This window comes from Chitinophagales bacterium, from assembly GCA_040877935.1.
Lineage (GTDB): Bacteria > Bacteroidota > Bacteroidia > Chitinophagales > CAIOSU01 > JBBDNB01.
This window is the reverse complement of sequence record JBBDNB010000016.1, coordinates 1-22,471: the sequence shown is the minus strand read 5'-3', so window position 1 is coordinate 22,471 and position 22,471 is coordinate 1. Positions and strand designations below refer to the sequence as shown.

The window sequence follows — 22,471 nt, the reverse complement described above, 5'->3', positions numbered from 1 at the left end:
TAGTACGTAAACATTAGCCATGGGAGTTAAATTAACATTGAACGTAGACAAAGCTATTATTGAAAAGGCTAAGCAATATGCTAAGGAGAAAAATGTAAGTCTTTCCAGGTTGATCGAAACTTATCTGGCAGCCATAACTACGAAAAACAAAGATGATATGGAAATCACTCCATTGGTAAAGGAACTCAGTGGTGTTATAGACACTAATAAAGATTTTGACCACAAAAAAGCTTATACTGATTATTTGATTGAAAAGTATAAATGAGCAAATTGCTAATAGATAATAATATTGTAATCGACCTGCTTGATAAACGAGAGCCTTTCTTTAACAGCGCAGCTTATGTATTTTCAATGGCTGATAAAGGTATGTTTGAATTGAGCGTCAGTGCATTGACCATTGCCAATACAAATTTTATCCTATCGCGATCAAAACCAGCAAAAGAAGCACGTGAAATTATAAGGAAATTCCGTGCCATTGTACAGATTTTGCCTATTGATGCTAAGATTATTGATCTTGCAATAAATGATTCTGGTTTTTCTGATTTTGAAGATGGCATACAATATTATTCAGCCATTCAAAATGATCTGGATATAATTATCACAAGAGATTTAAATGATTTTAAAGCCTCAAAGTTACCTGTGATGACTGCGGAGGAATTTATCAAGTCTATATAATACGTTTACAAACTTAAAAACCGATAAAAGAAAATTATGTCGAAAAAAGGAATGAAAAATCTAATTGATGCGAAAGCAGAGAAATTTTTGGAAAAATATTTGAATACAGCTTCTCCCACCGGCTATGAAGCTCCAGGACAAAGAGTTTGGCTGGATTATATCAAGCCGTATATTGATGAATACAAAGTTGACAACTATGGTACGGTATATGGTATAGTAAACCCAGATGCGGAGTTTAAAGTAGTGATTGAAGCCCATGCCGATGAAATATCCTGGTACGTCTCTTATATTACCGATGATGGTTTTATCTATGTGAAACGCAATGGTGGCTCCGATCATCAGATCGCCCCCTCAAAAAGAGTGAATATCCACACCAAAAAGGGTTTTGTAAAAGGTGTATTTGGCTGGCCGGCCATTCATACGCGTAAAGCTCCGGGAGCAAAAGAAGAATCTCCTGCCATTAATAATATTTTTATTGATGTGGGCTGCAAAGAGAAAAAAGAGGTGGAAGAGTTGGGTATTCATGTCGGTTCGGTGATTACTTATGAGGACGAATTTATGATACTGAATAAGGACAAATACGTTTGTCGTGCGCTGGACAATCGTGCCGGTGGTTTTATGATTGCACAGGTGGCGCGTTTGCTCAAAGAGAACAAAGTGAAGTTGCCATTTGGATTGTACATAGTAAATGCTGTGCAGGAAGAAGTTGGTACAAGAGGTGCAGAAATGATCACCGAAACAATTAAGCCCAATGTGGCTATTGTTACTGATGTTTGTCATGACACAACAACTCCCAATATCAATAAAATTGTGGAAGGGGATTTCCAAATGGGGCGCGGTCCTGTTGTGACTTACGGCCCAGCAGTACACAACAAACTGTTGGATATAATCATCAATACAGCTGAGAAAAACAAAATAGACATTCAGCGCGATGCGGCATCCAGGGTGACCGGAACCGATACCGATGCTTTTGCATACAGCAATGGTGGAGTGCCTTCTGCTTTGATATCGCTTTCTCTGCGCTACATGCATACTACGGTAGAAACTGTTCAGAAATCGGATGTGGAAGCTGTAATCCACTTGATTTATAAAACCTTGTTGGAATTGGATCCAAAGTTTAATTTCAAGTATTTATAATCGGGAATTGAATACATTGAAAAATATTGTTCGCACACTGGTAAATAGCAATATTTTTATTGGAATAGCGGCCTTAATGGCCGTTTTTCAATTTTATGTATTGACCGGAGGACATCTATGGCTGGGTTTTCTTGAAATTGTGGTTTTTTCAGGTACAGTACTCGTCTATAACCTGCATCGCTTTTTGAGTTTGCCAAAAAGGAGTTTCGAGGAGAATTCTCAAATGCACCTTTGGATGTTGCGCAATAAAAAATGGCTGGTCTTTCTTCTGGTTTTTCTTGGTTTACACGCAGCAGTGGCTTTCTTTTTGCTCAATGAAAAAATCCAGTGGACACTGGCTTTTCTTGTTCCTGTTGCAGTATTCTATGCTGTACCTTTTATAAGTTGGAATGGACGTAAAATAAGAATCCGTGATTTTGGTTTGTTCAAGCCTTTTATTCTGGGCTTGACCTGGGCAACAGTGACTGTGCTTTTGCCTTTTTTCAACAGCGAACAATTTTTAAGTACCCAAACACTGGCGTTGATTTTTGCCGAGCGCTTTCTGTTTATTTCGGCCATTTGTATTCCTTTTGATATCAGGGATTTGAAACAAGATACCAATATGCTTCAGCGCTCTTTGCCCAATCGCATCGGTGTTTCAAAAAGTGTTTTTCTAACTAAAGTTATGTTGTTGCTTTATCTAACTGTTTGTTTTTTCCACTATAGCCAGATGCATGAGCGTCATTTTTTTACATTAGCAGCTTTTCTATCAGTGGGCTTTGTTTTTTTCTTACTGCGCAAAAAACTGAATACTTCAAACGAGTACTTTTTTACTTTTTACCTTGATGGTAGTATAATTCTTCAATCTTTGCTAATTTACGCAGCAGCATATTTTAATTATCGTTTCTTATGATCAATGTAGGTAAAGCAATCTCTATTATGTTTTGGGCTTTGGTGATTTTTGTCTTTGTGACAGAACCAGCATGGGAGATGACTTCGCTGATTAAGATCATAGGATTAATAACTATAAATATCCATATACTGGAGGCCTTTTGGTTTTTGAGCTGGAAAGAAACGAATAAACTTCGAAGGATGTGGTTTCATATTTTACAGATTTTATTGTTTGGGGCTTTTCATTTAAAACCTTTGAGAGAGAATCTTATGAAGAATGAATGAGTGATTAGCTGCGCTTGTTTTTTCAGCTTTGCATTGAATAAAATTAAATGACCTCCATAAACTTTCCCGAATACGATTTTAAGCTCCGTATTGTAAATGATCAAAAGCAAATATTTGATCCTGTAAGAAAGAAATATGTAAAACTTACGCCTGAAGAATGGGTGCGGCAGCATTGGATTTATTATTTGCACGGGGAATTAAACTTTCCATTTGGATACTTAGCCGTTGAAAAAGGACTGGAATTGAACCAATTAAAAAAGCGCTGCGATATAGTGGCTTATTCAAGAGCAGGTGAACCCATGCTTATAGTTGAATGCAAAGCACCTGAAGTTAAAGTAAACCAACAGAGTATAGACCAGGCAGGACGTTATAATATAAAACTAAAAGTGCCCTATTTGTTAATCAGCAATGGTGCGGACACCGCTTTCTTTTTTATAGACCATAAAAAAGGGACTTTCCACGAAATGCAGAAAATCCCTTTGTTTGATAACTTGAGTATTGAATCAGGGGAAAATTCCTAAAGCAATATAAGCATCGGCTATTTTATTGATGGAATTAACATAAGCTGCAGTACGCATATCTTCCACGCCTTTGTAGCGTTTCCACACCTCGCGAATCTGATGATAGGCAAAAACCATCGTTTCTTCCAGTCCTGAATTGACCAGGTCAATTTCATCAGCACCTTTTACCAGGATACTGCGCTCGCGCTGACTCACTGTTTTTCCTGTTGTGCGCTCTACCAGGTCAACCAGGTTTCTGTTCGAACCTTCATCGAAGCGCTTTTGCATTCTGCCAAAACGAATGTGTGAAAGGTTTTTTAACCATTCGAAATAAGAAACTGTAACACCACCGGCATTGCAATACATATCGGGGATAATGAAAATGCCCTTTTGCAGCAACACTTCTTCAGCTTCAGAAGTGATTGGTCCGTTGGCAGCCTCAGCAATTATTTTCGCTTTGATATTTTTTACATTCGAAGAATTGATTTGATTTTCCAGTGCTGCCGGAACCAGAATATCACAATCCATTTCCAGGGCCTCCAGGCTGTTTTCTATATTTTTAGCCCCGGGATAATTCAGGATAGATCCGGTTTCCTTTCGGTGCTTGAATACTTTTTTAATATCAAGTCCCTTCTCATCGTAAATGGCACCTTCTATTTCTGCTATGGCAATAATTTTAGCATCGTCTTCTTGCAAGAAAACAGAAGTGTGGTAACCCACATTACCCAGACCTTGAACTATTACACGTTTTCCAGCAAGCCCGGTTTCCATATTCAGGCGCTTCATATCTTTTTCGAATGAAACACATTCTTTAATTGCGAAATAAACGCCTTTACCTGTGGCTTCTGTTCTACCTCTGATACCATTCTGAGAGATGGGTTTTCCCGTTACACAAGCATAACCATCAATTTGTCCGGGGTTGTAGGCCATATAGGTATCCAGAATCCAGGCCATTTCCCTTTCACCTGAGCCGTAATCGGGTGCAGGAACATCGATACCCGGGCCAATAAAATTTTTCTTGATCAGCTCGGCAGTATATCTTCTTGTGATTTTCTGCAATTGCTGAGGCGTGGAATTTCGCGGGCTGATCTTAATACCGCCTTTAGCACCACCAAAAGGCACATCTACAGTGGCACATTTGTAGGTCATCAGTGCGGCAAGAGCCATCACTTCATCCTGATTTACATGCATACTGTAACGAATACCACCTTTTGTAGGCATCCTGTGATGACTGTGCTGCACGCGATAAGCTTCAATTACCTGGTATTCGCTTCCCACTTTCACAGGAAATTTCATTTGATAGACACTGTTGCATTCCTTGATCTGTCCCAACAGGCCTTTTGGTAGTTTTGTAAAACGGGCAGCTTTATCAAAACTGTCCTGTACACTATCAAAAAAGCTGTAAGGGGTGTTTGATTTTTTATTAGTTGTTGACATAAATAGTTTTTTGGTTCAATTTATTTTTCCAGTTTTCTAATCCGTTTTTCCAAATGTAGCAGAAAAAAAATAATCCCCAATAAAATGATAAGCACAACTGTGAGTACCACATAAATTTTTCCACTTGTCCACAGATTTTCACTGCCAAAATTATTTTCAGAAGCTATTAATGAAGCTTGTGAAAAAAATGCAAATAATATTAATAATGGGGCTTTACGCTTCATTTTTATTCATTTTCGTTTTGTTTGTATTCAATTAAATCCAGGCGGAGCAGCAGACTGCTCAACCACAATCCCAGTAGGAAAAAACCAAGTATTGCCGTGTAAAAAACAGGCCGCATAGTATTGTCAAGATCATATGTATTAAACCCTGGGTTTCCACCACTACCGGGATGCAGAGAATCTGTCATTCTTGGCAATACAAATATGAAAACTATGAACAGGACAAAAGAAAAAATGTTGTAAACACTTGCTACTTTCCTTTGAATTAAAGGATTGCGTACTGATCCGCGCAAGACAAAATAAGCGAGATAAATCAATATACCTACAGCAGCACCATTGAGTTTTGGATCGTTGACCCAGGGTGCCCCCCAGGTAAAATTGGCCCAGACCATTCCGGTAAATATGCCAAGAAAACCAAAGAACAATGCTGTAAATGCTGTGTTCTTGGCTAATAAATCCCAGCGCAAAGCACCTGTGCTTAAAAACTTGATAGAGGATACAAAAGATACCAGCAACAGTAAAGTCATGGCAAACCACATGGGTACATGCAAAAACAGATTTCTTATGGTTTCATATAGAATTTCCCGGTAGGGGAAAGTAAGATGTGCAGGCAACTTAAGCTCTACTTGGCGATTGCAGAAATTTTTCTTGGCTACGGTCAATGTATCCAGTTGACTTTTCTGTTCAATCCTGATTGCCCTTCGCATTAAACTGCTGCCGTCTTCATTGTTATTGACAATTGCATTGAAAAAATCTCCGCCTTTTGGCAATTCTATATTAGCTGGGATTTTAATTGTGGCAATAAAATGATGGGGGCTTTTGACTTCAATTTCTTCTGAGCAGAATTGAAATTGATCATTTTTCAGTACTAAAATTAAGGAGGGATCAGCACTTTTGAAATGACTGTTGTAGCCATATACTTCTACATGATGTGTACTTCCTGTTGTGATGTTTTGAGGGCTAATATTCTGTATTCCCGAACTAAGGGGAATAAGCAGCGCAGCACTTACAGAAAACAACAGGAGCAAGACTGCCAATAACTTCCACCAGTTTTGCTTAAATATTTTCAGCATAGTTTTTTACTCGATAATCGAGATTTAATGCTCCGAGGCTTGCCTCGTAATCAAAAGTATTTTTTTCCAAACAAATGCCTCGTGGGCTTGCCCCGAGGTGGTTTACTCTTTCCAAAGGTAAGGAAATAAAATAAGCGACAAACTGATGAGCAGGATATCAAGGGCAAATAAAACCGCAAAATCCTGCAGGAGTTCCTTGTTGTCAAATCCTATAATGAAAGCTTTGCTTACCGCTTTTTGTAAGAGCATCAAAAAAGGCAAAATTACAGGGAAACCGAGAATGGCCATTAGTGTAGTGTTTTGTTCAGCTTTTGAAGCTATGGCAGAGATCATACTCAGCACAAATGAAAAACCGCTGCCACCTGCCAATATGCCGAGGAAAAACACACCCATATTTTGCACCGGATTGCCTATGATCAATAAAAAGACCAAAGCGCACAAAACGGAAAGCAAAATCATCAGGAAAAAATTATAGATCATTTTAGACAGAATTACTGCCTGTGGACTTACAATTGTATAGTAATACAATTGCCGTTTTTGATCTTCCTGACTAAAGCTTTTAGCTATGGCATTTACGGCAGTGAAAAGTATAGTCATCCAAAAGAGCACCATCCACAAGCGATATTCTATTTTGTCGTTTAGTGATTGCTGTGCTAAAAAAATATAGATCAAATAAGCTGTTGCAAGTACATACAAAAAGATACCACCGATAGCGTATTTCTGTCGCCACTCTATGGTCAAATCTTTTTGTATAAGTGCAAGAGTTGTCTTTAGCACCAGGTTTGTTTTTTAGGTGAATATGGCAAAGTTACATCAATCGGAGGAACTCAGAAAGGTTTGCTTAAATTCAGAAGAAAGACATGGTCTTGTGTTTAATATTAATATTCACTCTTGGTTTTTAAATATCAGTACAAACCCGAGTTCGATAATTATTTAAGAGCTCAGAAATTCACTAAAAGGTAATAGGCAAGGCGCATTTGAGAAGGTCTATCGGGATAAACCAAGCATCCGCCCGGATGCTCCATGCGGACGGGAATGCAACGCAGCAAATTGCGTTTTATGGATTTCAAATGCCGGAAAACAGCAATCTTCTTCCTGGAAATATCTCAAAATAGCCCGCTATTCCATCAATATTTCCAGTCGGATATCACTGTTTTCTGGCATTCTGAGCAATAAATAATTTCCGAACTTAGGTTACAAGCCTTTGAATTCCGATTTTTTGACTAATTTTCTGAAAAAAAACAAATGGCTTTGAATTATACTGTTGGTACACGTGTAGAGCACATCAAACACGGTGAAGGAATTGTAACTAAAATTGAAGATGGCTTTTTAAATATATTCTTCAGAGAAGTAGGGGATAAAGAAATTGCTGCTGATTTTGATGGCTTGAAAATTTTAGAATTGGCCGGAGAGGCACCTTCGGGCTTGAGTCTTGAAGAGGTGGAAGAAGCTTTAGGCAACGTCCTGCATCAATACAGTGATATTAGCGAAGTAGTGCCATTGGGTGATAAGTGGAAAGGAGGTAAACTGATTATTAAACCCTATGATGATGATTTACAATCAAAAGAAGTGCCGGCAGAGGCTTTTTTCCATAAAATTGTAATGGTGCGCGATCGCTTGAGAGTATTGGAGCAAAACATCAATTCGCACAGTGTTTTAACGGACGAAGAAAAAGTACATTTACAGCAATACATCACCAGGGCATATGGTAGTTTGACTACTTTTAATGTGTTGTTTAAAGAAAACAGGCATCAATTTAAAGGGAGTAGTTCTAAGTAAGTTTGCTTTTTTTTAAACAGTTCTGATCACAAATTGACATAAAGTATTATTTTATAATAAACATCAGAATAAATCGTAAATTTGGTTAAATAAAACTTAAGAGATGACAGTTGTAATCTACAAAGAGAGTTCTAAAAATATATCTAAAATCCTGACTGAAAAACTAAAAAAAAGAAAGTCTAAGAAAGGAAACTTAAAGGAACATTTCGGAAAGCTTAAGAGAAACCTGGACGGTTTAAAATACCAATTCACAATTAGGGAAAATGAAGATTGATTTTATTGCAGACACTAATTTCTTAATATATATTCACGAGGGAAAGAAATTAATCGAGCCTTTTTTAGAATATAATTTTGGTATTTCTTTCATTTCTGAAGTTGAATTATTGGGATTCAATAGAATTAAAAAGTCTGAAGAAACCAAATTAAAACTTCTGATTAATGATTGTTTTGTGATAGAATGGAATGATAAAATAAAAGAACAAACTATTCAATTAAGAAGAAAGTACAACCTGAAATTACCCGATTCAATTATTGCTTTTACTTCTTTGGTATATGGGATTCCTATAGTTACTGCTGATACAGGTTTTTCTAAAATCAAAGAACTTGATTTGATACTAATCGAAATATAATATCACTTCAAAGAAAAATTCCAGCGATTTGCGAACAAATTGAAATATTCTGATTAATTATGGCACAAAGCAGCAATAAGCTAAATTCCAACTTGCAAAAGCTGCTCCTTCAATTTTTGGCCATTAGCAGTTTCCCTCTTTTTCTGGAAAGGTTATTTTCTGCTGAAAATCATATATCCTCCCAATGGTTTCATATTATTGCCTGGCTGGTATTTGCAGATTTACTGATTGTGTTTTTATTAGTTTTTTTTGGAAAAATAACAATTCCTAAACTAATCTTTAAGATACTGTTGTCAATAGCTTCAATATGGATGGTGCTTTTACTGTTAATGTCGGCTGACCGGCTTTATGGTAGATGGAATGTTGCAACAAGCACAACAAATCATTCAATACCGCTCTATCCGCCCAATAAAATGGTGCATTATCAAAGTTTTGAAATGGATTTTAAGCTTCAAATCAATGAATATGGTTTTAGGGGAAGCAATGCCGTTCAAAAGGAAAAGAATAAGACGCGTATAGCCTGCATTGGCGATTCCTTTACATTAGGCTGGGGCATAGAGCAGGAGCAGAGCTGGCCATTTCTGTTGCAAAATAAAATGCAGGAAAATGCAATAAATACTGAAGTATTGAACTGGGGCAAGGGCGGACATCATCCGGTAGATTATCTTAAAGTAGCACGTAAAATGATTCCCCAGTGGCAGCCAGATTTTCTTATTGTTGCCACTCTTCAATTTGAAGACCTTTTTCAGCTTGCTCTTCATGAGAATTTAATTAGTAACAAATCCAGTCAAAGAGGAGGTAGCTTGCTTGAACGCCTCAGGTACATACTGTTTCCAAATATTACTGAGCGTATAGAGGCAATCCCACTGGAGGAAAATAAAATAGACCCTGAATGGAAAGCTCAGGCCAAAAGAATCAAGCAACAATGGCCAAAACCTGCTGCTTTATTTTTTCAAACATTGCCCGATACTGTGCAGCAATATTTTAACGAAGGGCAAATCAATCCCTGGATGATGGATATGAATATGCGATTCCCGAATTGGACAGATTCGCTGTTTCGTCCTTCATTTGATTTAGAGGAATTAGCTACTGATTATAAAGAAAACATGAATGGAATTGAGCAACTCTGTACTGAATATGGAGTGAAATGCATTTTTACCACGATTCCTTTCAGAGGAACCTTGTCTTCCGGAGAAAGCGAAATGCTTAAGGCTGTAGGTATTGATTTTGACAGGGACAGAGCAAGAGACTTCAATGATAAATGGAATCAGCTTATAAAAACAAAAGCACTTACAGTGACAGAAAACGACACTTGTATGGCTGTGCAATTAAAGTCATTTAATAAAGCACTTTATTACAATTTAGACGGGCATTTTACAGCTGCCGGAAACCGGGCTTTTTTGGAATGTTTTTACAAGCACATCAAAGAAAGCATTGTTTCCCATTTAGAAAAAACATAGAAATACTTGATTCAAGTGGAAACAAAATATTATTTTCCTGCCTTTTTCTGTTCTATTTTTTCGTGTTGATTTAGAATGTTGATCAATTGATTGCTGTCAAATCGTTTAGCGATAATCTTTTTATCACTGTCTAATAAAAATGCTCTGGGCGTACTTTGCAAGTCATAAATCTCCCTGAAATTGTTGCGGTAGTTCAAATCTGCCAAATTGATCCAGGTATCTACTCCATATTCTTTCATAAACTTATGCCATTTTTCTTCATCAGAATCAATGGATACTGCAACAGGCTGTATATCAATGTTCTTTTCTTTGGCTTCATTTACTGCTTTCACCATTTTTGGTGTTTCCTTTTTGCAATGGCCACAATCGGGATCGTAAAAATAAAGCAGGGTATATTTATTGGGAAGATTATTGATGGCTACAATCTTATCATTTTCATTTTTCAGTACAAGGGTAGGAGCTTTTTGCCCTACAAGGGTTGGTTTCAATTCTTTGGCTCTGCTTGTAATTCTGTACAAATCAGTAGAATCTACCCACCATGCATCGCCACTGGCGTAGTAATTTTCAACAAGGTGAACATATACATTGTCAAAGCCCATAACTTTGGATTTGGCAAATTTATTAAGTAAAAAAACAGTGAAATACTGAAATACATCATCATTTTTCTTAGCCCTTTGCAAAACTAAATCCACTGCTTTGTTCAATGAGTCAGGTGATTGCGGGGTGAGTTTGTCAATATAATAGACCACTTTATTATGCATAGAAGGTGTGCGCAGTAAGCGGTCATCAGAAAAATCCATATTCTCGAAATAGTGGTTTCTGTAATAGTAAAAAGAAGCATTGGAGTCGGCAGTATTGTTTTTCACCTCTTCCGGAATCTCAGGATCTTCCAGTGCCTTTAAGAATTTGGGATAAAAGAAACCTTCATTTTGTGTGATCAATTCTTCGCGAAAAGCTTTCACTTCTTCGTCCAGCCTTTCCAGTTCAGCTTTGATCTCTTTTTTTTCTTTTTCCTTAATGCCCTCTTTGCTCTGTTGATTTTGAAGGGTTTTCTTTTTCTGCTGCATTTTGCGAATAAAAGCCATGTCTTTCAAGTAAAGCTCGTTTTCCAGCGAGCCTTCAATTTTCAAAGACTCCATTGGATTGCTTGTATCGGCTTCAATAGAGAAATTCTCATTATTTACAACAAATTCAAAATACTTTTTGCTGGGAAAAACAATCAAATAGATACCACCGTCCAACGCTTCATCGCCTTGAAAAGTGCCCGTGCCATTTTCATCGAGCACTACGGTATCCTTCATATATTGCTTATTGCCAAAGTGATAAGCCAGATACAGCTCCTGATTGGGCAGATCAGTAATTTTTACATCAATTTTATAGTGATCTAAAGGCTCAGGCGGTGCTTCATTGATCTTTACATTGGGCTTGTTTGTTTGAGCATCACAACTTACAAAGTAAACAAAGCCGAATAAAAGCAAAAGAGGTATGGTTTTTTTTATCATTTTAAAAATTATTGATTGTAGATGCATTAATGTTATTTATTTTTTTCTTTAAAATCTATTGAGACCGAATTTACGCAATATCTTTTTCCTGTTTCAGTGGGACCATCATCAAATACATGTCCCAGGTGCCCACCACAATTTCCACAAAGAATTTCTGTACGTGGCCTCCCAGGGAGACTGTTGTCTGGTTGATAAACAATTTTATCCTTACCAAAAGCCTGGTCAAAACTCGGCCAGCCGCAGCCGGCATCAAATTTAGATTCGGAAGTAAAGAGTGGTTCCCCACAGGCTTTGCAGTGATAAACACCTTTTTCAAAATGCACATCGTATTTTCCGCTAAAGGGCCTTTCGGTTCCTTTTTCGCGCAATACCCGGTATTCTTCTTCACCGAGTTCTTTTCGCCAGGCTTCTTCGTTTTTATTGACTTTGAATTCCATGATTTATTGTATTAATAATTGATGAGAATCAGAAAAAAGCTGATTAAGCAGCTAATTTAATACGGAATAATCAATTATAAAGTATTTGCGAGAGACTTAGCAATTTTTAAGGTTTTTTGCATTGCGGGGTAAAAGTTATATTATGCTTTTGGAAACTAAAAATTTATCTCAAAAGTGAAACTTTGCCAACCTCTTTCACGAATTCATTGGCAGCAACACCTCTTAAAATATAAACATACAAACCTGCGGGTAATTTTTCACCTTTGTAAGTGCCATCCCAGCCTTTATCTATTTCATTTGTTTCAAAAATCATTTCTCCCCAACGATTAAAAATCTGAAGTCTCATAGACTCAATCCTTGTGCCATAAACTTTGAACAAATCATTTATCCCATCTCCATTTGGTGTAAATGCATTGGGTACAAACACCACACTTTCTTTTAGCACTTCAATCTTTGTGAGCACTATACTGTCACATCCATCAGCACTATAATATTGAAATAAAAGCGTGGTATCACTGACGAATATATCTCCATTGAATAATTCACCCGGCTCTAATGTGACTTCGGTGCTGTCCGTATAATTGGGTTGCAATGATAAAGTAGTGCTTACAATACTGTCGCAGCTACTTGTAGTACTGAATGTATCTGTATAATTTCCGGGAGCACTCTGCCAGTTTCCATTGAGAAATATGCTGTCTCCTTCACATATTGTTTCATCAGTACTGGTAAGTATGTCTTCTTGAATGTTCAGGTTTAGTATTAGTAAACTATCGCAGCCTGCTGCATTACTTAGAGTTGTAGTATATGTTCCCGAAGTAGTGTATTCCTGACCGTTAACTGGCCAAGTGTAAGAATAGCATTCTGTAATATTTTCTGAAAATGAATTGCTGAAATTAATAGTGAGATTAATAGTGATTATTGAATCACAGCCTGTTGAAGCATTTATTGTATCGGTATAAGTCCCACTGTTTGTCCATACAAAATTTCCGCTTGGAGCAGTAAAGCTGTCGCAAGCCGTAAAGCTGGCAGAGCCTGTACTGTTATTGTTTATAGTAAGATTGAGTGTTGCAATACTGTCGCAACCTGCAGCATTGGTGGAAGTGTCAGTATAAACACCGCTTTGGGTATAGGTGTCACCTGAAAGAGTCCATGTATAAGTATTGCAGGCAGTAATATTTTCAGAACCCGAATTGCTGCTGTTTATATTAAGATCTAAAATCAGTATGCTGTCACAACCTATTGAATTGCTTAGCGTATCGGAATAAATCCCGCTGGCATTATATGTATTTCCATCAACCGGCCAGGTATAAGAATCACAGGCAGTAACAGTTTCAGAAATGGAATTGCTACTGTTTATAGTCAGGTCGAGTGTTAAGACAGAATCACAACCTGTAGCACTTATTAAAGTATCAGAATAAATTCCACTCGTGGTATAGCTTTGCCCATTTACCGGCCAGGTATAGTCGTCACAGGCACTGATGTTTTCTGTAGTTGCTGTGCTGTTGTGGATTGTAAGATCAATTGTTATAATAGAATCACAGCCCGCTGCATTTGCGAGTGTATCTGTATAATTGCCGCTATTCGTCCATGTATAATTTCCACTTGGAGAGGTGTAGCTGTCGCATGCACTTTCATTAATTGTAGAGGTAGAGCTGAGATTCAGTGTTAAATCAAGTGTAACAATACTGTCGCAGCCTAATGAATTTGCAAGTGTATCGGAATAAACTCCGCTGGTATTATATGTATTTCCATCAACTGGCCAGGTATAAGAGTCACAGGCAGTAACAGTTTCAGAAATGGAATTGCTACTGTTTATGGTCAGGTCGAGTGTTAAGACAGAATCACAAGCTGCTGTATTTGTTAAAGTATCAGAATAAACACCACTTGTAGTATAGTTTTGCCCATTCACCGGCCAGGTGTATTCATCACAAGCAGTAATATTTTCAGACGAGCTACTGTTGAAATTCAGGGTTAAATCCAATTGAAAAGTACTGTCACAGCCAATACCCGAGCCAATAGTATCGTAATAAGTACCGCCATTGGTATAGGTAATGCCATTTACGGGCCAGGTATAAGAGTTGCAGGATACAACCGTATCAAAACCAGAGTAGGAACTACCGATATTGAGTATTAAAGTAAGGATTGAATCACATCCTGCCACACTTTGCAAAGTATCAGCATAAGTACCGCTTGTTGTGTATGTTTGTCCGTTGACCGGCCAGGTATAAGAATTGCAGGTAGAAATATTATCTGTAGAATTCGAGCTGTTGTTGATGGTCAGGTTTACACTTATAAGTGAATCACAACCAACAGCATTTAGCAAAGTGTCATTGTATGTTCCGCTTGAAGTCCAGGTATAATTGCCACTTGGGGAAACAAAAGAATCACAGGCCGTTTCATTGATGTTTGATGAAGTACTGTTGAGAATGGTCAGATCAAGCTCAACAATACTGTCGCAAACAGCCATAGCGGTAGTGTCATAGTATGTACCGCTGTTGGTGTAGGTTTGCCCGTTCAAAGACCAGGTAAATGCGTCACAAACTGTTTGGGAAGAATTGTAAATGGTATTGGGGATAATGGTCAGGTTTAAAACCAGGATAGAATCACAGCCTGTAGAACTGAGTAAAGTATCGCGGTATGTGCCGCTGCTATCATAGCTTTGTCCGTCAACCGGCCAGGTGTATTCATCGCAGACAGTAGTATCGGTGGTATTCACAATGCTGTTGTCTATTGTAAGGTCAAGCGTGAGGAAACTATCACAGGCTATAGCATTTGGGATGGTATCGTAGTAAATCCCGCTTTGGGTATAGGTGTTTCCATTTACAGCCCAGGTATAATCATCACAGGTATTGACCGTATTCGTACTCGAAGTACTGTTGTTGATTGTAAGATTCAATACTAAAATAGAATCGCAGCCGGCAGTACTTTGGAGTGTATCGGAATAGCTGCCGCCTGTGGTATAAGTCTGCCCGTTTACCGGCCAGGTGTACTCATCACAGGCTGTAATATTTTCTGAATTGCTGCTACTGTAATTTACTGTGAGGTTAACTGTGATAAGCGAATCGCAACCCTGGGAATTGACCAAAGTATCATTGTATGATCCACTTGAGGTCCAGGTATAATTGCCACTGGGAGAAATAAAGGAATCACAGGCCATTTCATTGATTGTAGAAGTGCTGCTGTTTAGAATAGTAAGGTCAAGTGTAAGCACACTGTCGCAATTGACTGAGTTAAGGAGCGTATCCCTGTAAATGCCACTTGCTGTATAAGTTTGCCCATTGACCTGCCAGGTATAAGCATTGCACTCACTCACAGTCTGAGAACTCGAAGTACTGTTGTTGATTGTAAGGTCAAGAACAAGAACGGAATCACAGCCTTGTGAACTGGTTAAAGTATCGTTGTAACTGCCGCTGTTGAGGTATGTTTGCCCATTTACCGGCCAGGTGTAGCTATCGCATGCTGTAATACTTTCGGTATTTAAGTTTCCACCAATAATATCCAGATTGATGGTAATAACCGAATCACATCCTTCGGAATTGACCAGTGTATCATTGTAGGTACCAGAGCTGGTCCAGGTATAATTGCCACTTGGCGAAACAAAGGTATCGCAGGCACTTTCATTGATTGTTGCATAAGTAGGGCTCAGGATGGTTAAATCCAATGTAATGATGCTGTCACAACCGGCACTGTTCAAAATGGTATCGGTTGCGGTATTGTTATTGCTCGTATATGTAATACTGTCACGCCAGGTATAGCTTCCACAGGCTGTAACAGTATCAGTTGAATAAGTATTGCTGTCCACCTCAACTGTGATACTGTCGTAAATCACCCTTGAACCATAAGTAACTGTAACATAATAAACAGTAGTTTGAGCAGGAGAAACATTTATTATCGCTGTGGTATCTCCATTTGACCATTGATATATCGGGTCTACCTGAGCACACAATGTTGCCGGAAGCAATAAGAGTATTAGAATTATAATATTTCGAACAATTATTTTCATCTGTTTGAAATTTTTCTGCAAGCTCCAAAAATGCAGGAAAATTTCTGCACAGATGGAACCGCTTCGCTCTCACATAAATTTATTTTAATCATTCTCATGCGTGAAGTTTTTGATTAAAAAAATTCATGTTCGTTTCATATGCTCATTTTAAAAAACCGATGTTATAGATTCGGATTTCAAAAGCTTGTTTAGTTTAATCTTTTATGCATCTGCAAGACAGCCCAAATCTTTTGTCATTTGGATTGTAGTCCAATAATACGGCATCGTCAAAGGCTAAACTTCTTCCCCGCGATGATGCACTCCACCAAAACCCACCACTGCCAAATGAGGCAAAAACACCCGGATTGGAAAATCGATACCCTCCGGGCAAACCCGACCAGCCGCTGCTGTTGGTCGCCCCGGTATTGGGTGCTGCCCAATACATGGTTCCCACACTTTTCATCATGCCTCCGGCAATATTGTTATTTCCAATCGCAGCAGGATCTAAAAAATCTCTTAATGTATTCCACTCAGCATCCGTTGGAATATGCCAACCACTAGGGCAAATTCCTCTTGGGTCTTCTAATGCATAAAAATTATAGAGCTTTCCATAGGGACAATCATAAGTAGCGCTGTCGTTGTCAAAATAAGCCCAGGCACCTGTTTGATTTTGATCAAGATTACTCCATTGGGTATTGTCAGCAACTCTAATAATTGGATCCCCATTATTGTAAGTCCCTGTTTTGAGGTTTTGAGCCATCCATTCCTGAGTACCTATTTGTATGGTTTTATACTCATTGCCTTCTACATCGGCTACTACGCCATAGGTTAAATTTTCATTGTAAATACTGTCATAACAGGGTACAATAAACTGAATCATTACAGAATCACCTGCACAAATACTGGTGTCGTTTTGTACTATTTGGGCAAATAAAGTATTAGAGTAGAGTAAGGATATAATATAAAATATAAAAATTATGTTCTTCATGTTTTATTTTTCATCACAGCGCACATTAATATTTTAATTTTATACAATTAAGTTATGTTGCCCTGGTTTAAAAATAGCTTATAATGTGATGAAACACATTCCTTAGTACAATCAGTTCAATTTCTCAGTATTCGTGATTTTACTACATCGAATTTAATCAATTGTTTTGCATGATTCAATCCCTGTGCACAGTGTGAAGATAATTAATTTCTTACACCTGAGCTCTTAAATAATTATCGAGCTCAGGTTAAGTAGTAGGGAATTTTTATACAATTAACAGAAGTATAGTTTTTATACATTTCCTTTCTGTGAATTTTTATTTTTACGGAAATACTATAATAAATTGAGGAATGAAATTATGGCTAAATTGAAAATAATTACCCCTTTCAGTAGTTTGAAAAGAAGATTTGTTTTTTAAATGCCTATCATAAATAAAGTAAAGAATATGAAGCTTCCTATTGCACTGCTTACAGATTTCGGAAATAAGGACTGGTACGTACCTGTGATGAAGTCAGTGATATACTCAATCAATCCCAATGTGCCAATTATTGACATCTCTCATGAAGTATTTTCACATGGTGTAGATGATGCAGCATTTGTATTGTGGAATGCACATCGTTATTTTCCTCAGAAAACAGTGTTTTGTGTTGTTATTGATCCGGGAGTGGGTACCCTGCGAAAAATTATTGCAGTGGAAACCGAAAAACATATTTTAGTAGCACCCGACAATGGTGTGCTGGATATTGTCCTTTCTGAATCGAAAATTATTCAAATGACTGAAGTGAAAAATGTCAAGTTCTTTCTGGATGAAGTAAGTGCTACATTTCACGGCAGAGATGTCTTTGCGCCTGTAGCTGCACATATTTCAAAAGGAGAGGAGCTGCGCTCTTTTGGGGATAATATAAGTATCCCGGAATATCAGTCACCCTTTTACAGAATTAATGCTGCTGAGAATGGGCATTACCTGGGAAAAATTATATACATTGATAAATTCGGCAACCTGATCAGTAATTTTATGATCAAGGGAAAAGCAAATGGCCGGGTCATATTAAATGACATCATTATCCCTCAGATTTCAAACACTTTTAGCGATGTAGAAATAGGGCAAGTGCTGGCTTATGTTGGAAGCAGTGGATTTTTGGAAATTGCAATAAGAAACGGAAGCGCTAAACAGATTCTGGGATTAAGTTATTTAGATGGTATAGAATTGACAATTACCTGATCACAAAATCCTTAATCTACTTTAATCAGCTTTTTGGTATATCGCTTTTGCTGATCTGTATCTTCAATACTTATAAAATAAACGCCTTCGGACCAATCAGTAACATCAAGCGTTTTGCTTTGATTTGTGCCAATATTATTTTCCCTGTAAATAGTTTGTCCCAGCATATTGCTTACACTCAATCGCAAATTTTGACTGTGCATTCCTGATAGGTCAATATTAACCTGGTTTTGAGCCGGGTTGGGATACACCTGAAAATCTACATCCTTCACTTCTATATCCTTAATGGAAGTATAGCGTTCGGGGTTGCGCCATTCGTGCGATATGGTCTTGTTGTCAAATTCGATGCTGGCATAATAAACCCATTCAGAAGTGCTTTCATCAAAATACCAGTTTTCCTCAAACGCTGCCTGATCAACAATGGCTTGAAAATTTGAAAAACTACCGTACATAGAATCATTGCCGACAATCACTGCCCAGCTTTGACCATCGCGCTGGTGACAGGCATACAATCCCATGTCTTTATCTTCACAATGTCTTTTCACAGCCACATAGCTGCTGTTTACCCGCCCCAATAACCATAAGCCATTGGTGGTAATTTCATCAAAATCATTTTCAAACCAGTGCAGAGAAACACTGCCAATGGTATTGCCAAAAAGTGATGGTTTTTCTTCACCCCTGTACATCATTAGGGCAACATTGCTTTTTTGCTCAACATAGGGGAGGTGGTCATTGGCATTTGATGAAGGTTTATCTCCCCAACTATTGACAAGTGCTCCTGAAACCGGAAAAACTGCAGTATTTTCTATAGTTGCAGCCAAGGGAAATTGCTGGTAGCCCAACTTGCCTTTCCAAAAATCCTGGATAGAAGTGAGCACTACTGAACGATTCTTATAAATCGCAACACTCTGCCCTGCAATAACCGAGCTCTCAGAAATAGAGGTCAATTGAGCAGCCAAAGAACCTATAGTGGCAGGATCAAGGCCAGACAATATATTCAATTGTTCAAAATCAACATGATCCCAGGTATTTGAATCGGCATGTAATTGCGCGGTTTCCTGCGCAAAATCTGGGTGGAAATAACAGCCCGAGCTCCACTGGAACATAATACGGTCAACATGAGACTGGTTCTGGTGAATGATCTTTACACTATCAATACTGTGCCCGATTTTATAAATAGTGTCCATTTCTGCTCTCCAGGAACTGATTACATCACTCACATCAATACCGGAACTTGCCAGAAAACCACCGCCATGCGATGCTTTTGAAGGAACCGGGCCAAAACCCTTCAAAAGATAGACCAGGTTGTAATGATTTTGATTGTATGGATTTTCATATTTGCCGTAATAATTACGCCCAGCAGCCGGATAAAACACACCTTTATCATTGGTTACCATCAGCAATTCCGTGAGCAAGCGCTGAGCTGCTTGTGTGGCCAAATCTTTAATAATGGGATCCTGTGCAAAATCAGCGAGGTTTAGTAATCCGCTTAGGCAATAAGGCATATAGGTGCTGGAGAAAAACTCGTAAAAACCGTAATCAATTTTCAATTGCAAATAATGCTTCAGGCGGTTTTCCAAATTATTATCCACTGTTTTTCCATAAGATTCGTGCAGGAGCCAATCAGAAGACATCCACATAATCATATGGTTTTCAGACCAATAGCCGCGCAAAGTGTCGCTGTAATTGTACCAAAATGGAATTGGGTCAAGAGCATTTAATATGTCAGAATCATGCGTTCCGTTGCCCAGAAATAAAACCCTGACTAATTTCACAATATTAAAATCAATGGTGCTCTTGGTGTGCATTATACCATAGGTATTATTCAAAGTAGACTGATCAATAGTTTCTCCTCGATATGCCTGCAATGTAATGGCATTTGGGTCAAAATTGGCCAGAGCAGTATCTATATAAGTATCTCTGCGCTGCTCGTAATCAGGAGGATTTTGTCCGTATGTTGTATTGATTAAAAAAAATAATACTGCCGTGAGGGAAAAATGGTAAAATTTGTTCATAAAGGAGTTGATGAAATAAAAATATTGTGGAAAATGACCCCTAATTTAATGTTTTATAGGCTTTTTAAAAATTTAATTTGCAGTGAACCCAGAAAATAGAATGAATCATATGGATAAATAAATAAACGCTCAGTATGGTTCCTCAATAAGTTTTTTACCAAGAGTACCCTTAAATCTTTCAAAAAAATCTTCTCGTTCGGGCAAGGCTTCAAAATTTTGTTTACGAGCTTTTTCAATATCTATTTTCGGTGTATAAAGCTTAATCTCTTTGTTGAGCATATCAAATATAAACGGAAGAAAATCAACAGGTAGTGCTTCTCTTTTTGCGAATGTTGTAAGCATCATTGACTGAAATGGATCGCTAGTCAATGCCACTTTTTCAAAGCCCAGTTTTTGCGCCAATTTCCAGGAATAATACAAATTCTCAGTACTGTGTTCGGCCAGGCTATCTTCGAAAATGTTTGCTTCTGGAATACCGAGTTCTTTGGCATAGAGTGCCATCACTTTACTTTCATAGAATGGTGTGTAAACTGCTGAACCTGAATAAATGATGTTTTTGGCAATACCTTTCTGATACAAATGATAGGACCAGAATACCCGCATTTGCATGATTTCGCTCCAGTCTTTATCTTCCAAAGGTACACCGGGGACAATAATTGCATCGTAAACTTTTGGGGTTTCTATTGCTGCTTTATAATGTTTTTTGGGCAACAGCGCAAAATTGTAGTAGGCAAACAAAGCCACTAAAAAAATACTGATCAACAATAAACTTGTACTGATTTTAAGGAACTTCCACATATCTTTTGTGTAGATTAGTGTTCTAATTTTAAAAACATAAAAATGCTGTTTTTCACCATTAAAACACTGGAAATTCAGCTAAGATAAAGCTTTTCAAAAGCAATTTTACTTTGTAAAAATTATGTTTCAGTCCTATCATCCGGTACAGTTTAATGCGCAAATGCTCGATAAGCTTTTGTCCCAGGGCTGGTTCAGGGGCGGAAATGTGATGTATCAGAGCAAAATGCTCTGCCTTGATGAAGCTGTGTATTCAGTAGTTAATATCAGAAGCAATCTCAGTGTTTATAGCTTTCCGAAACGAATGCGAAAGCTGCTTAATAAAAATAAGAAGCAATTCAGCTATCACATACAGCCACTTGAGCAAATCACCTCTGAAATGGAAAAGCTTTATCAGGAGCAATCACAAAAATTTAAAGGTTTTGTGCACAGCAATCTTGAGAATTATTTGTTCGAGGGCATGCAGCATAATTTTTTCAATACCTATGAACTCACGGTTTTCGAGGGAAACCGGCTTGTTGCAGTGAGTTTTTTCGATATGGGAGATCGATCATTTGCCAGCTTGCTAGGGCTTTACGATCAGGCTTATAAAAAATACAGTCTTGGGATTTTCACTATGCTTTTAGAAATCGAATATGCCCTTGAACTGGATTATGAATATTACTATCCCGGTTATGTTTTTCGCGGCAGCAATATATTTGACTATAAATTGAAAATAGGACAAATAGAATATTACGATTGGAATGGAGATTGGTATCCGCTAAAGCATATTGAACAATCTGAATTTCCGGCTCAAAAACTTAAAGCAGCATTTACAAATATTGAAGCACAGCTAACAATATGTGGGATTTCCTACCAAAAATTTCTATACCCTTATTTCTCGCTTGGATACGCCAGCCACTTGGATGTGGATTTTTTAAACAGTCTGCAGTTTTTGCAGATCAGTGATATCTATGACTATGACAAAATGCTGATTTTGAGTTACAATAGTAAAACTGATCAATTTTCATTGCTGGAGGTGCGCGATCACAGCAGCTTTGGTTTTTTGACCAATGCGGGGTTTTCCAATGATATCAAGCGCTCTGATGCCTATTTTCACAAGCTGCTCGGTGTAGAGCAAGTCATTCACGAAACACTTGATGTAGAAGAAATGGTGACTTTTATTCAGCGCTTTTTTGAATTGTTTTTTAGAAAAAAAGTTTAAACTCAGAAACATACGACTCCTCCGGAGTCGGTGAGATGGGTGGTTTCAGCTTCGTTATTATAAACGTATGATGCCGCCCCGCCTGCATGAAGCATTCGGGCAGGTGGCATCAGTCCGCCTTACTTGGAAAGTTTACCCTACAAAATTTTTATATAAAAGACTTCATTCAATTTCCGTGAAAACTTTTTTCATCCTGGAAGGATGACATGTTTAGTGTGCCGGGCATGTAATAAGACTAACGGGTGCGGGCAGAGATGCCC

At 37.9% G+C, this 22,471-nt stretch carries 20 protein-coding genes; 11 read left to right on the top strand and 9 right to left on the bottom strand.

What is annotated here, in order from left to right; genetic code table 11:
* The first annotated feature begins 19 nt into the window (after positions 1 to 19).
* From WD048_03835 to WD048_03815, 5 genes are all read left to right on the top strand, one after another.
* Positions 20 to 265: a DUF6364 family protein gene (locus WD048_03835; GenBank protein ID MEX0811323.1), complete on the top strand. Its 246-nt coding sequence runs from the start codon at positions 20 to 22 to the stop codon at positions 263 to 265.
* A complete protein-coding gene (locus tag WD048_03830; GenBank protein MEX0811322.1) occupies positions 262 to 675 on the top strand; it encodes a PIN domain-containing protein in 414 nt (137 codons plus the stop codon). Before WD048_03835 ends, WD048_03830 begins: the two co-directional genes overlap by 4 nt.
* Before the next feature lie 36 nt (positions 676 to 711).
* The gene (locus WD048_03825) at positions 712 to 1,812 is read left to right on the top strand and encodes a M42 family metallopeptidase (protein ID MEX0811321.1); all 1,101 of its coding nucleotides are present in this window, start codon (positions 712 to 714) and stop codon (positions 1,810 to 1,812) included.
* Positions 1,813 to 1,819: 7 nt separating this feature from the next.
* Positions 1,820 to 2,704 carry a hypothetical protein gene (locus WD048_03820; protein MEX0811320.1) on the top strand — a complete coding sequence of 295 codons (885 nt, stop codon included), beginning with the start codon at positions 1,820 to 1,822 and terminating at the stop codon, positions 2,702 to 2,704.
* Between the two features lie 310 nt (positions 2,705 to 3,014).
* Positions 3,015 to 3,488 (top strand): type I restriction enzyme HsdR N-terminal domain-containing protein, encoded by a 474-nt coding sequence (locus WD048_03815; protein ID MEX0811319.1) that lies wholly within the window; start codon positions 3,015 to 3,017, stop codon positions 3,486 to 3,488.
* Here WD048_03815 and WD048_03810 read toward each other — a convergent pair.
* The 3 genes from WD048_03810 to WD048_03800 all read right to left on the bottom strand — a co-directional run bounded on the left by WD048_03810 (position 3,471) and on the right by WD048_03800 (position 6,975).
* Complete coding sequence (locus WD048_03810; protein MEX0811318.1) at positions 3,471 to 4,904, bottom strand: Glu/Leu/Phe/Val dehydrogenase; 1,434 nt, start codon at positions 4,902 to 4,904, stop codon at positions 3,471 to 3,473. The genes WD048_03815 and WD048_03810 overlap by 18 nt on opposite strands.
* 226 nt (positions 4,905 to 5,130) lie before the next feature.
* The gene (gene ccsA, locus WD048_03805) at positions 5,131 to 6,198 is read right to left on the bottom strand and encodes a cytochrome c biogenesis protein CcsA (GenBank protein MEX0811317.1); all 1,068 of its coding nucleotides are present in this window, start codon (positions 6,196 to 6,198) and stop codon (positions 5,131 to 5,133) included.
* A gap of 102 nt (positions 6,199 to 6,300) precedes the next feature.
* Positions 6,301 to 6,975, bottom strand: coding sequence for a heme exporter protein CcmB (locus WD048_03800; GenBank protein ID MEX0811316.1), 675 nt, complete (start codon positions 6,973 to 6,975; stop codon positions 6,301 to 6,303).
* 468 nt (positions 6,976 to 7,443) lie between these two features.
* Here WD048_03800 and WD048_03795 point away from each other — a divergent pair, with 468 nt between their 5' ends.
* The 4 genes from WD048_03795 (at position 7,444) to WD048_03780 (ending at position 10,066) form a co-directional block, all read left to right on the top strand.
* Positions 7,444 to 7,977 carry a hypothetical protein gene (locus WD048_03795; GenBank protein MEX0811315.1) on the top strand — a complete coding sequence of 178 codons (534 nt, stop codon included), beginning with the start codon at positions 7,444 to 7,446 and terminating at the stop codon, positions 7,975 to 7,977.
* A 103-nt stretch (positions 7,978 to 8,080) separates the two neighbouring features.
* Positions 8,081 to 8,251 carry a hypothetical protein gene (locus WD048_03790; protein MEX0811314.1) on the top strand — a complete coding sequence of 57 codons (171 nt, stop codon included), beginning with the start codon at positions 8,081 to 8,083 and terminating at the stop codon, positions 8,249 to 8,251.
* Positions 8,241 to 8,606, top strand: coding sequence for a type II toxin-antitoxin system VapC family toxin (locus tag WD048_03785; GenBank protein MEX0811313.1), 366 nt, complete (start codon positions 8,241 to 8,243; stop codon positions 8,604 to 8,606). Before WD048_03790 ends, WD048_03785 begins: the two co-directional genes overlap by 11 nt.
* A 59-nt stretch (positions 8,607 to 8,665) precedes the next feature.
* Positions 8,666 to 10,066, top strand: a complete 1,401-nt coding sequence (locus WD048_03780) for a hypothetical protein (protein MEX0811312.1) — start codon at positions 8,666 to 8,668, stop codon at positions 10,064 to 10,066.
* 29 nt (positions 10,067 to 10,095) lie between these two features.
* Here the strand turns inward: WD048_03780 and WD048_03775 are convergent, their stop codons facing one another.
* From WD048_03775 to WD048_03760, 4 genes are all read right to left on the bottom strand, one after another.
* Positions 10,096 to 11,568, bottom strand: coding sequence for a thioredoxin-like domain-containing protein (locus WD048_03775; GenBank protein MEX0811311.1), 1,473 nt, complete (start codon positions 11,566 to 11,568; stop codon positions 10,096 to 10,098).
* 32 nt (positions 11,569 to 11,600) lie between these two features.
* Complete coding sequence (gene msrB, locus WD048_03770; protein ID MEX0811310.1) at positions 11,601 to 12,005, bottom strand: peptide-methionine (R)-S-oxide reductase MsrB; 405 nt, start codon at positions 12,003 to 12,005, stop codon at positions 11,601 to 11,603.
* Between the two features lie 163 nt (positions 12,006 to 12,168).
* The gene (locus WD048_03765; protein MEX0811309.1) at positions 12,169 to 16,008 is read right to left on the bottom strand and encodes a gliding motility-associated C-terminal domain-containing protein; all 3,840 of its coding nucleotides are present in this window, start codon (positions 16,006 to 16,008) and stop codon (positions 12,169 to 12,171) included.
* 193 nt (positions 16,009 to 16,201) lie between these two features.
* Positions 16,202 to 16,975, bottom strand: a complete 774-nt coding sequence (locus WD048_03760; protein ID MEX0811308.1) for a fibrobacter succinogenes major paralogous domain-containing protein — start codon at positions 16,973 to 16,975, stop codon at positions 16,202 to 16,204.
* Between the two features lie 445 nt (positions 16,976 to 17,420).
* Between WD048_03760 and WD048_03755 the strand changes: the two genes are divergently transcribed.
* Complete coding sequence (locus WD048_03755) at positions 17,421 to 18,197, top strand: SAM-dependent chlorinase/fluorinase (protein MEX0811307.1); 777 nt, start codon at positions 17,421 to 17,423, stop codon at positions 18,195 to 18,197.
* 11 nt (positions 18,198 to 18,208) lie between these two features.
* Here WD048_03755 and WD048_03750 read toward each other — a convergent pair whose 3' ends face one another.
* On the bottom strand, positions 18,209 to 20,212 hold the full coding sequence (locus tag WD048_03750; protein MEX0811306.1) for a T9SS type A sorting domain-containing protein: 2,004 nt from the start codon (positions 20,210 to 20,212) through the stop codon (positions 18,209 to 18,211).
* Positions 20,213 to 20,341: 129 nt separating this feature from the next.
* Positions 20,342 to 21,010 (bottom strand): YdcF family protein, encoded by a 669-nt coding sequence (locus WD048_03745; GenBank protein MEX0811305.1) that lies wholly within the window; start codon positions 21,008 to 21,010, stop codon positions 20,342 to 20,344.
* A gap of 121 nt (positions 21,011 to 21,131) precedes the next feature.
* Between WD048_03745 and WD048_03740 the strand changes: the two genes are divergently transcribed.
* Positions 21,132 to 22,211 carry a hypothetical protein gene (locus WD048_03740; GenBank protein ID MEX0811304.1) on the top strand — a complete coding sequence of 360 codons (1,080 nt, stop codon included), beginning with the start codon at positions 21,132 to 21,134 and terminating at the stop codon, positions 22,209 to 22,211.
* Positions 22,212 to 22,471: the final 260 nt, after the last annotated feature.

Bases quoted from the DNA above. Each gene is read 5' to 3' on its own strand.
- WD048_03835 (MEX0811323.1), top strand. From the start codon at position 20: ATGGGAGTTAAATTAACATTGAACGTAGACAAAGCTATTATTGAAAAG.
- WD048_03830 (MEX0811322.1), top strand. From the start codon at position 262: ATGAGCAAATTGCTAATAGATAATAATATTGTAATCGACCTGCTTGAT.
- WD048_03825 (MEX0811321.1), top strand. From the start codon at position 712: ATGTCGAAAAAAGGAATGAAAAATCTAATTGATGCGAAAGCAGAGAAA.
- WD048_03815 (MEX0811319.1), top strand. From the start codon at position 3,015: ATGACCTCCATAAACTTTCCCGAATACGATTTTAAGCTCCGTATTGTA.
- WD048_03810 (MEX0811318.1), bottom strand. From the start codon at position 4,904: ATGTCAACAACTAATAAAAAATCAAACACCCCTTACAGCTTTTTTGAT.
- ccsA (MEX0811317.1), bottom strand. From the start codon at position 6,198: ATGCTGAAAATATTTAAGCAAAACTGGTGGAAGTTATTGGCAGTCTTG.
- WD048_03795 (MEX0811315.1), top strand. From the start codon at position 7,444: ATGGCTTTGAATTATACTGTTGGTACACGTGTAGAGCACATCAAACAC.
- WD048_03790 (MEX0811314.1), top strand. From the start codon at position 8,081: ATGACAGTTGTAATCTACAAAGAGAGTTCTAAAAATATATCTAAAATC.
- WD048_03785 (MEX0811313.1), top strand. From the start codon at position 8,241: ATGAAGATTGATTTTATTGCAGACACTAATTTCTTAATATATATTCAC.
- WD048_03780 (MEX0811312.1), top strand. From the start codon at position 8,666: ATGGCACAAAGCAGCAATAAGCTAAATTCCAACTTGCAAAAGCTGCTC.
- WD048_03775 (MEX0811311.1), bottom strand. From the start codon at position 11,568: ATGATAAAAAAAACCATACCTCTTTTGCTTTTATTCGGCTTTGTTTAC.
- msrB (MEX0811310.1), bottom strand. From the start codon at position 12,005: ATGGAATTCAAAGTCAATAAAAACGAAGAAGCCTGGCGAAAAGAACTC.
- WD048_03765 (MEX0811309.1), bottom strand. From the start codon at position 16,008: ATGAAAATAATTGTTCGAAATATTATAATTCTAATACTCTTATTGCTT.
- WD048_03760 (MEX0811308.1), bottom strand. From the start codon at position 16,975: ATGAAGAACATAATTTTTATATTTTATATTATATCCTTACTCTACTCT.
- WD048_03755 (MEX0811307.1), top strand. From the start codon at position 17,421: ATGAAGCTTCCTATTGCACTGCTTACAGATTTCGGAAATAAGGACTGG.
- WD048_03750 (MEX0811306.1), bottom strand. From the start codon at position 20,212: ATGAACAAATTTTACCATTTTTCCCTCACGGCAGTATTATTTTTTTTA.
- WD048_03745 (MEX0811305.1), bottom strand. From the start codon at position 21,010: ATGTGGAAGTTCCTTAAAATCAGTACAAGTTTATTGTTGATCAGTATT.
- WD048_03740 (MEX0811304.1), top strand. From the start codon at position 21,132: ATGTTTCAGTCCTATCATCCGGTACAGTTTAATGCGCAAATGCTCGAT.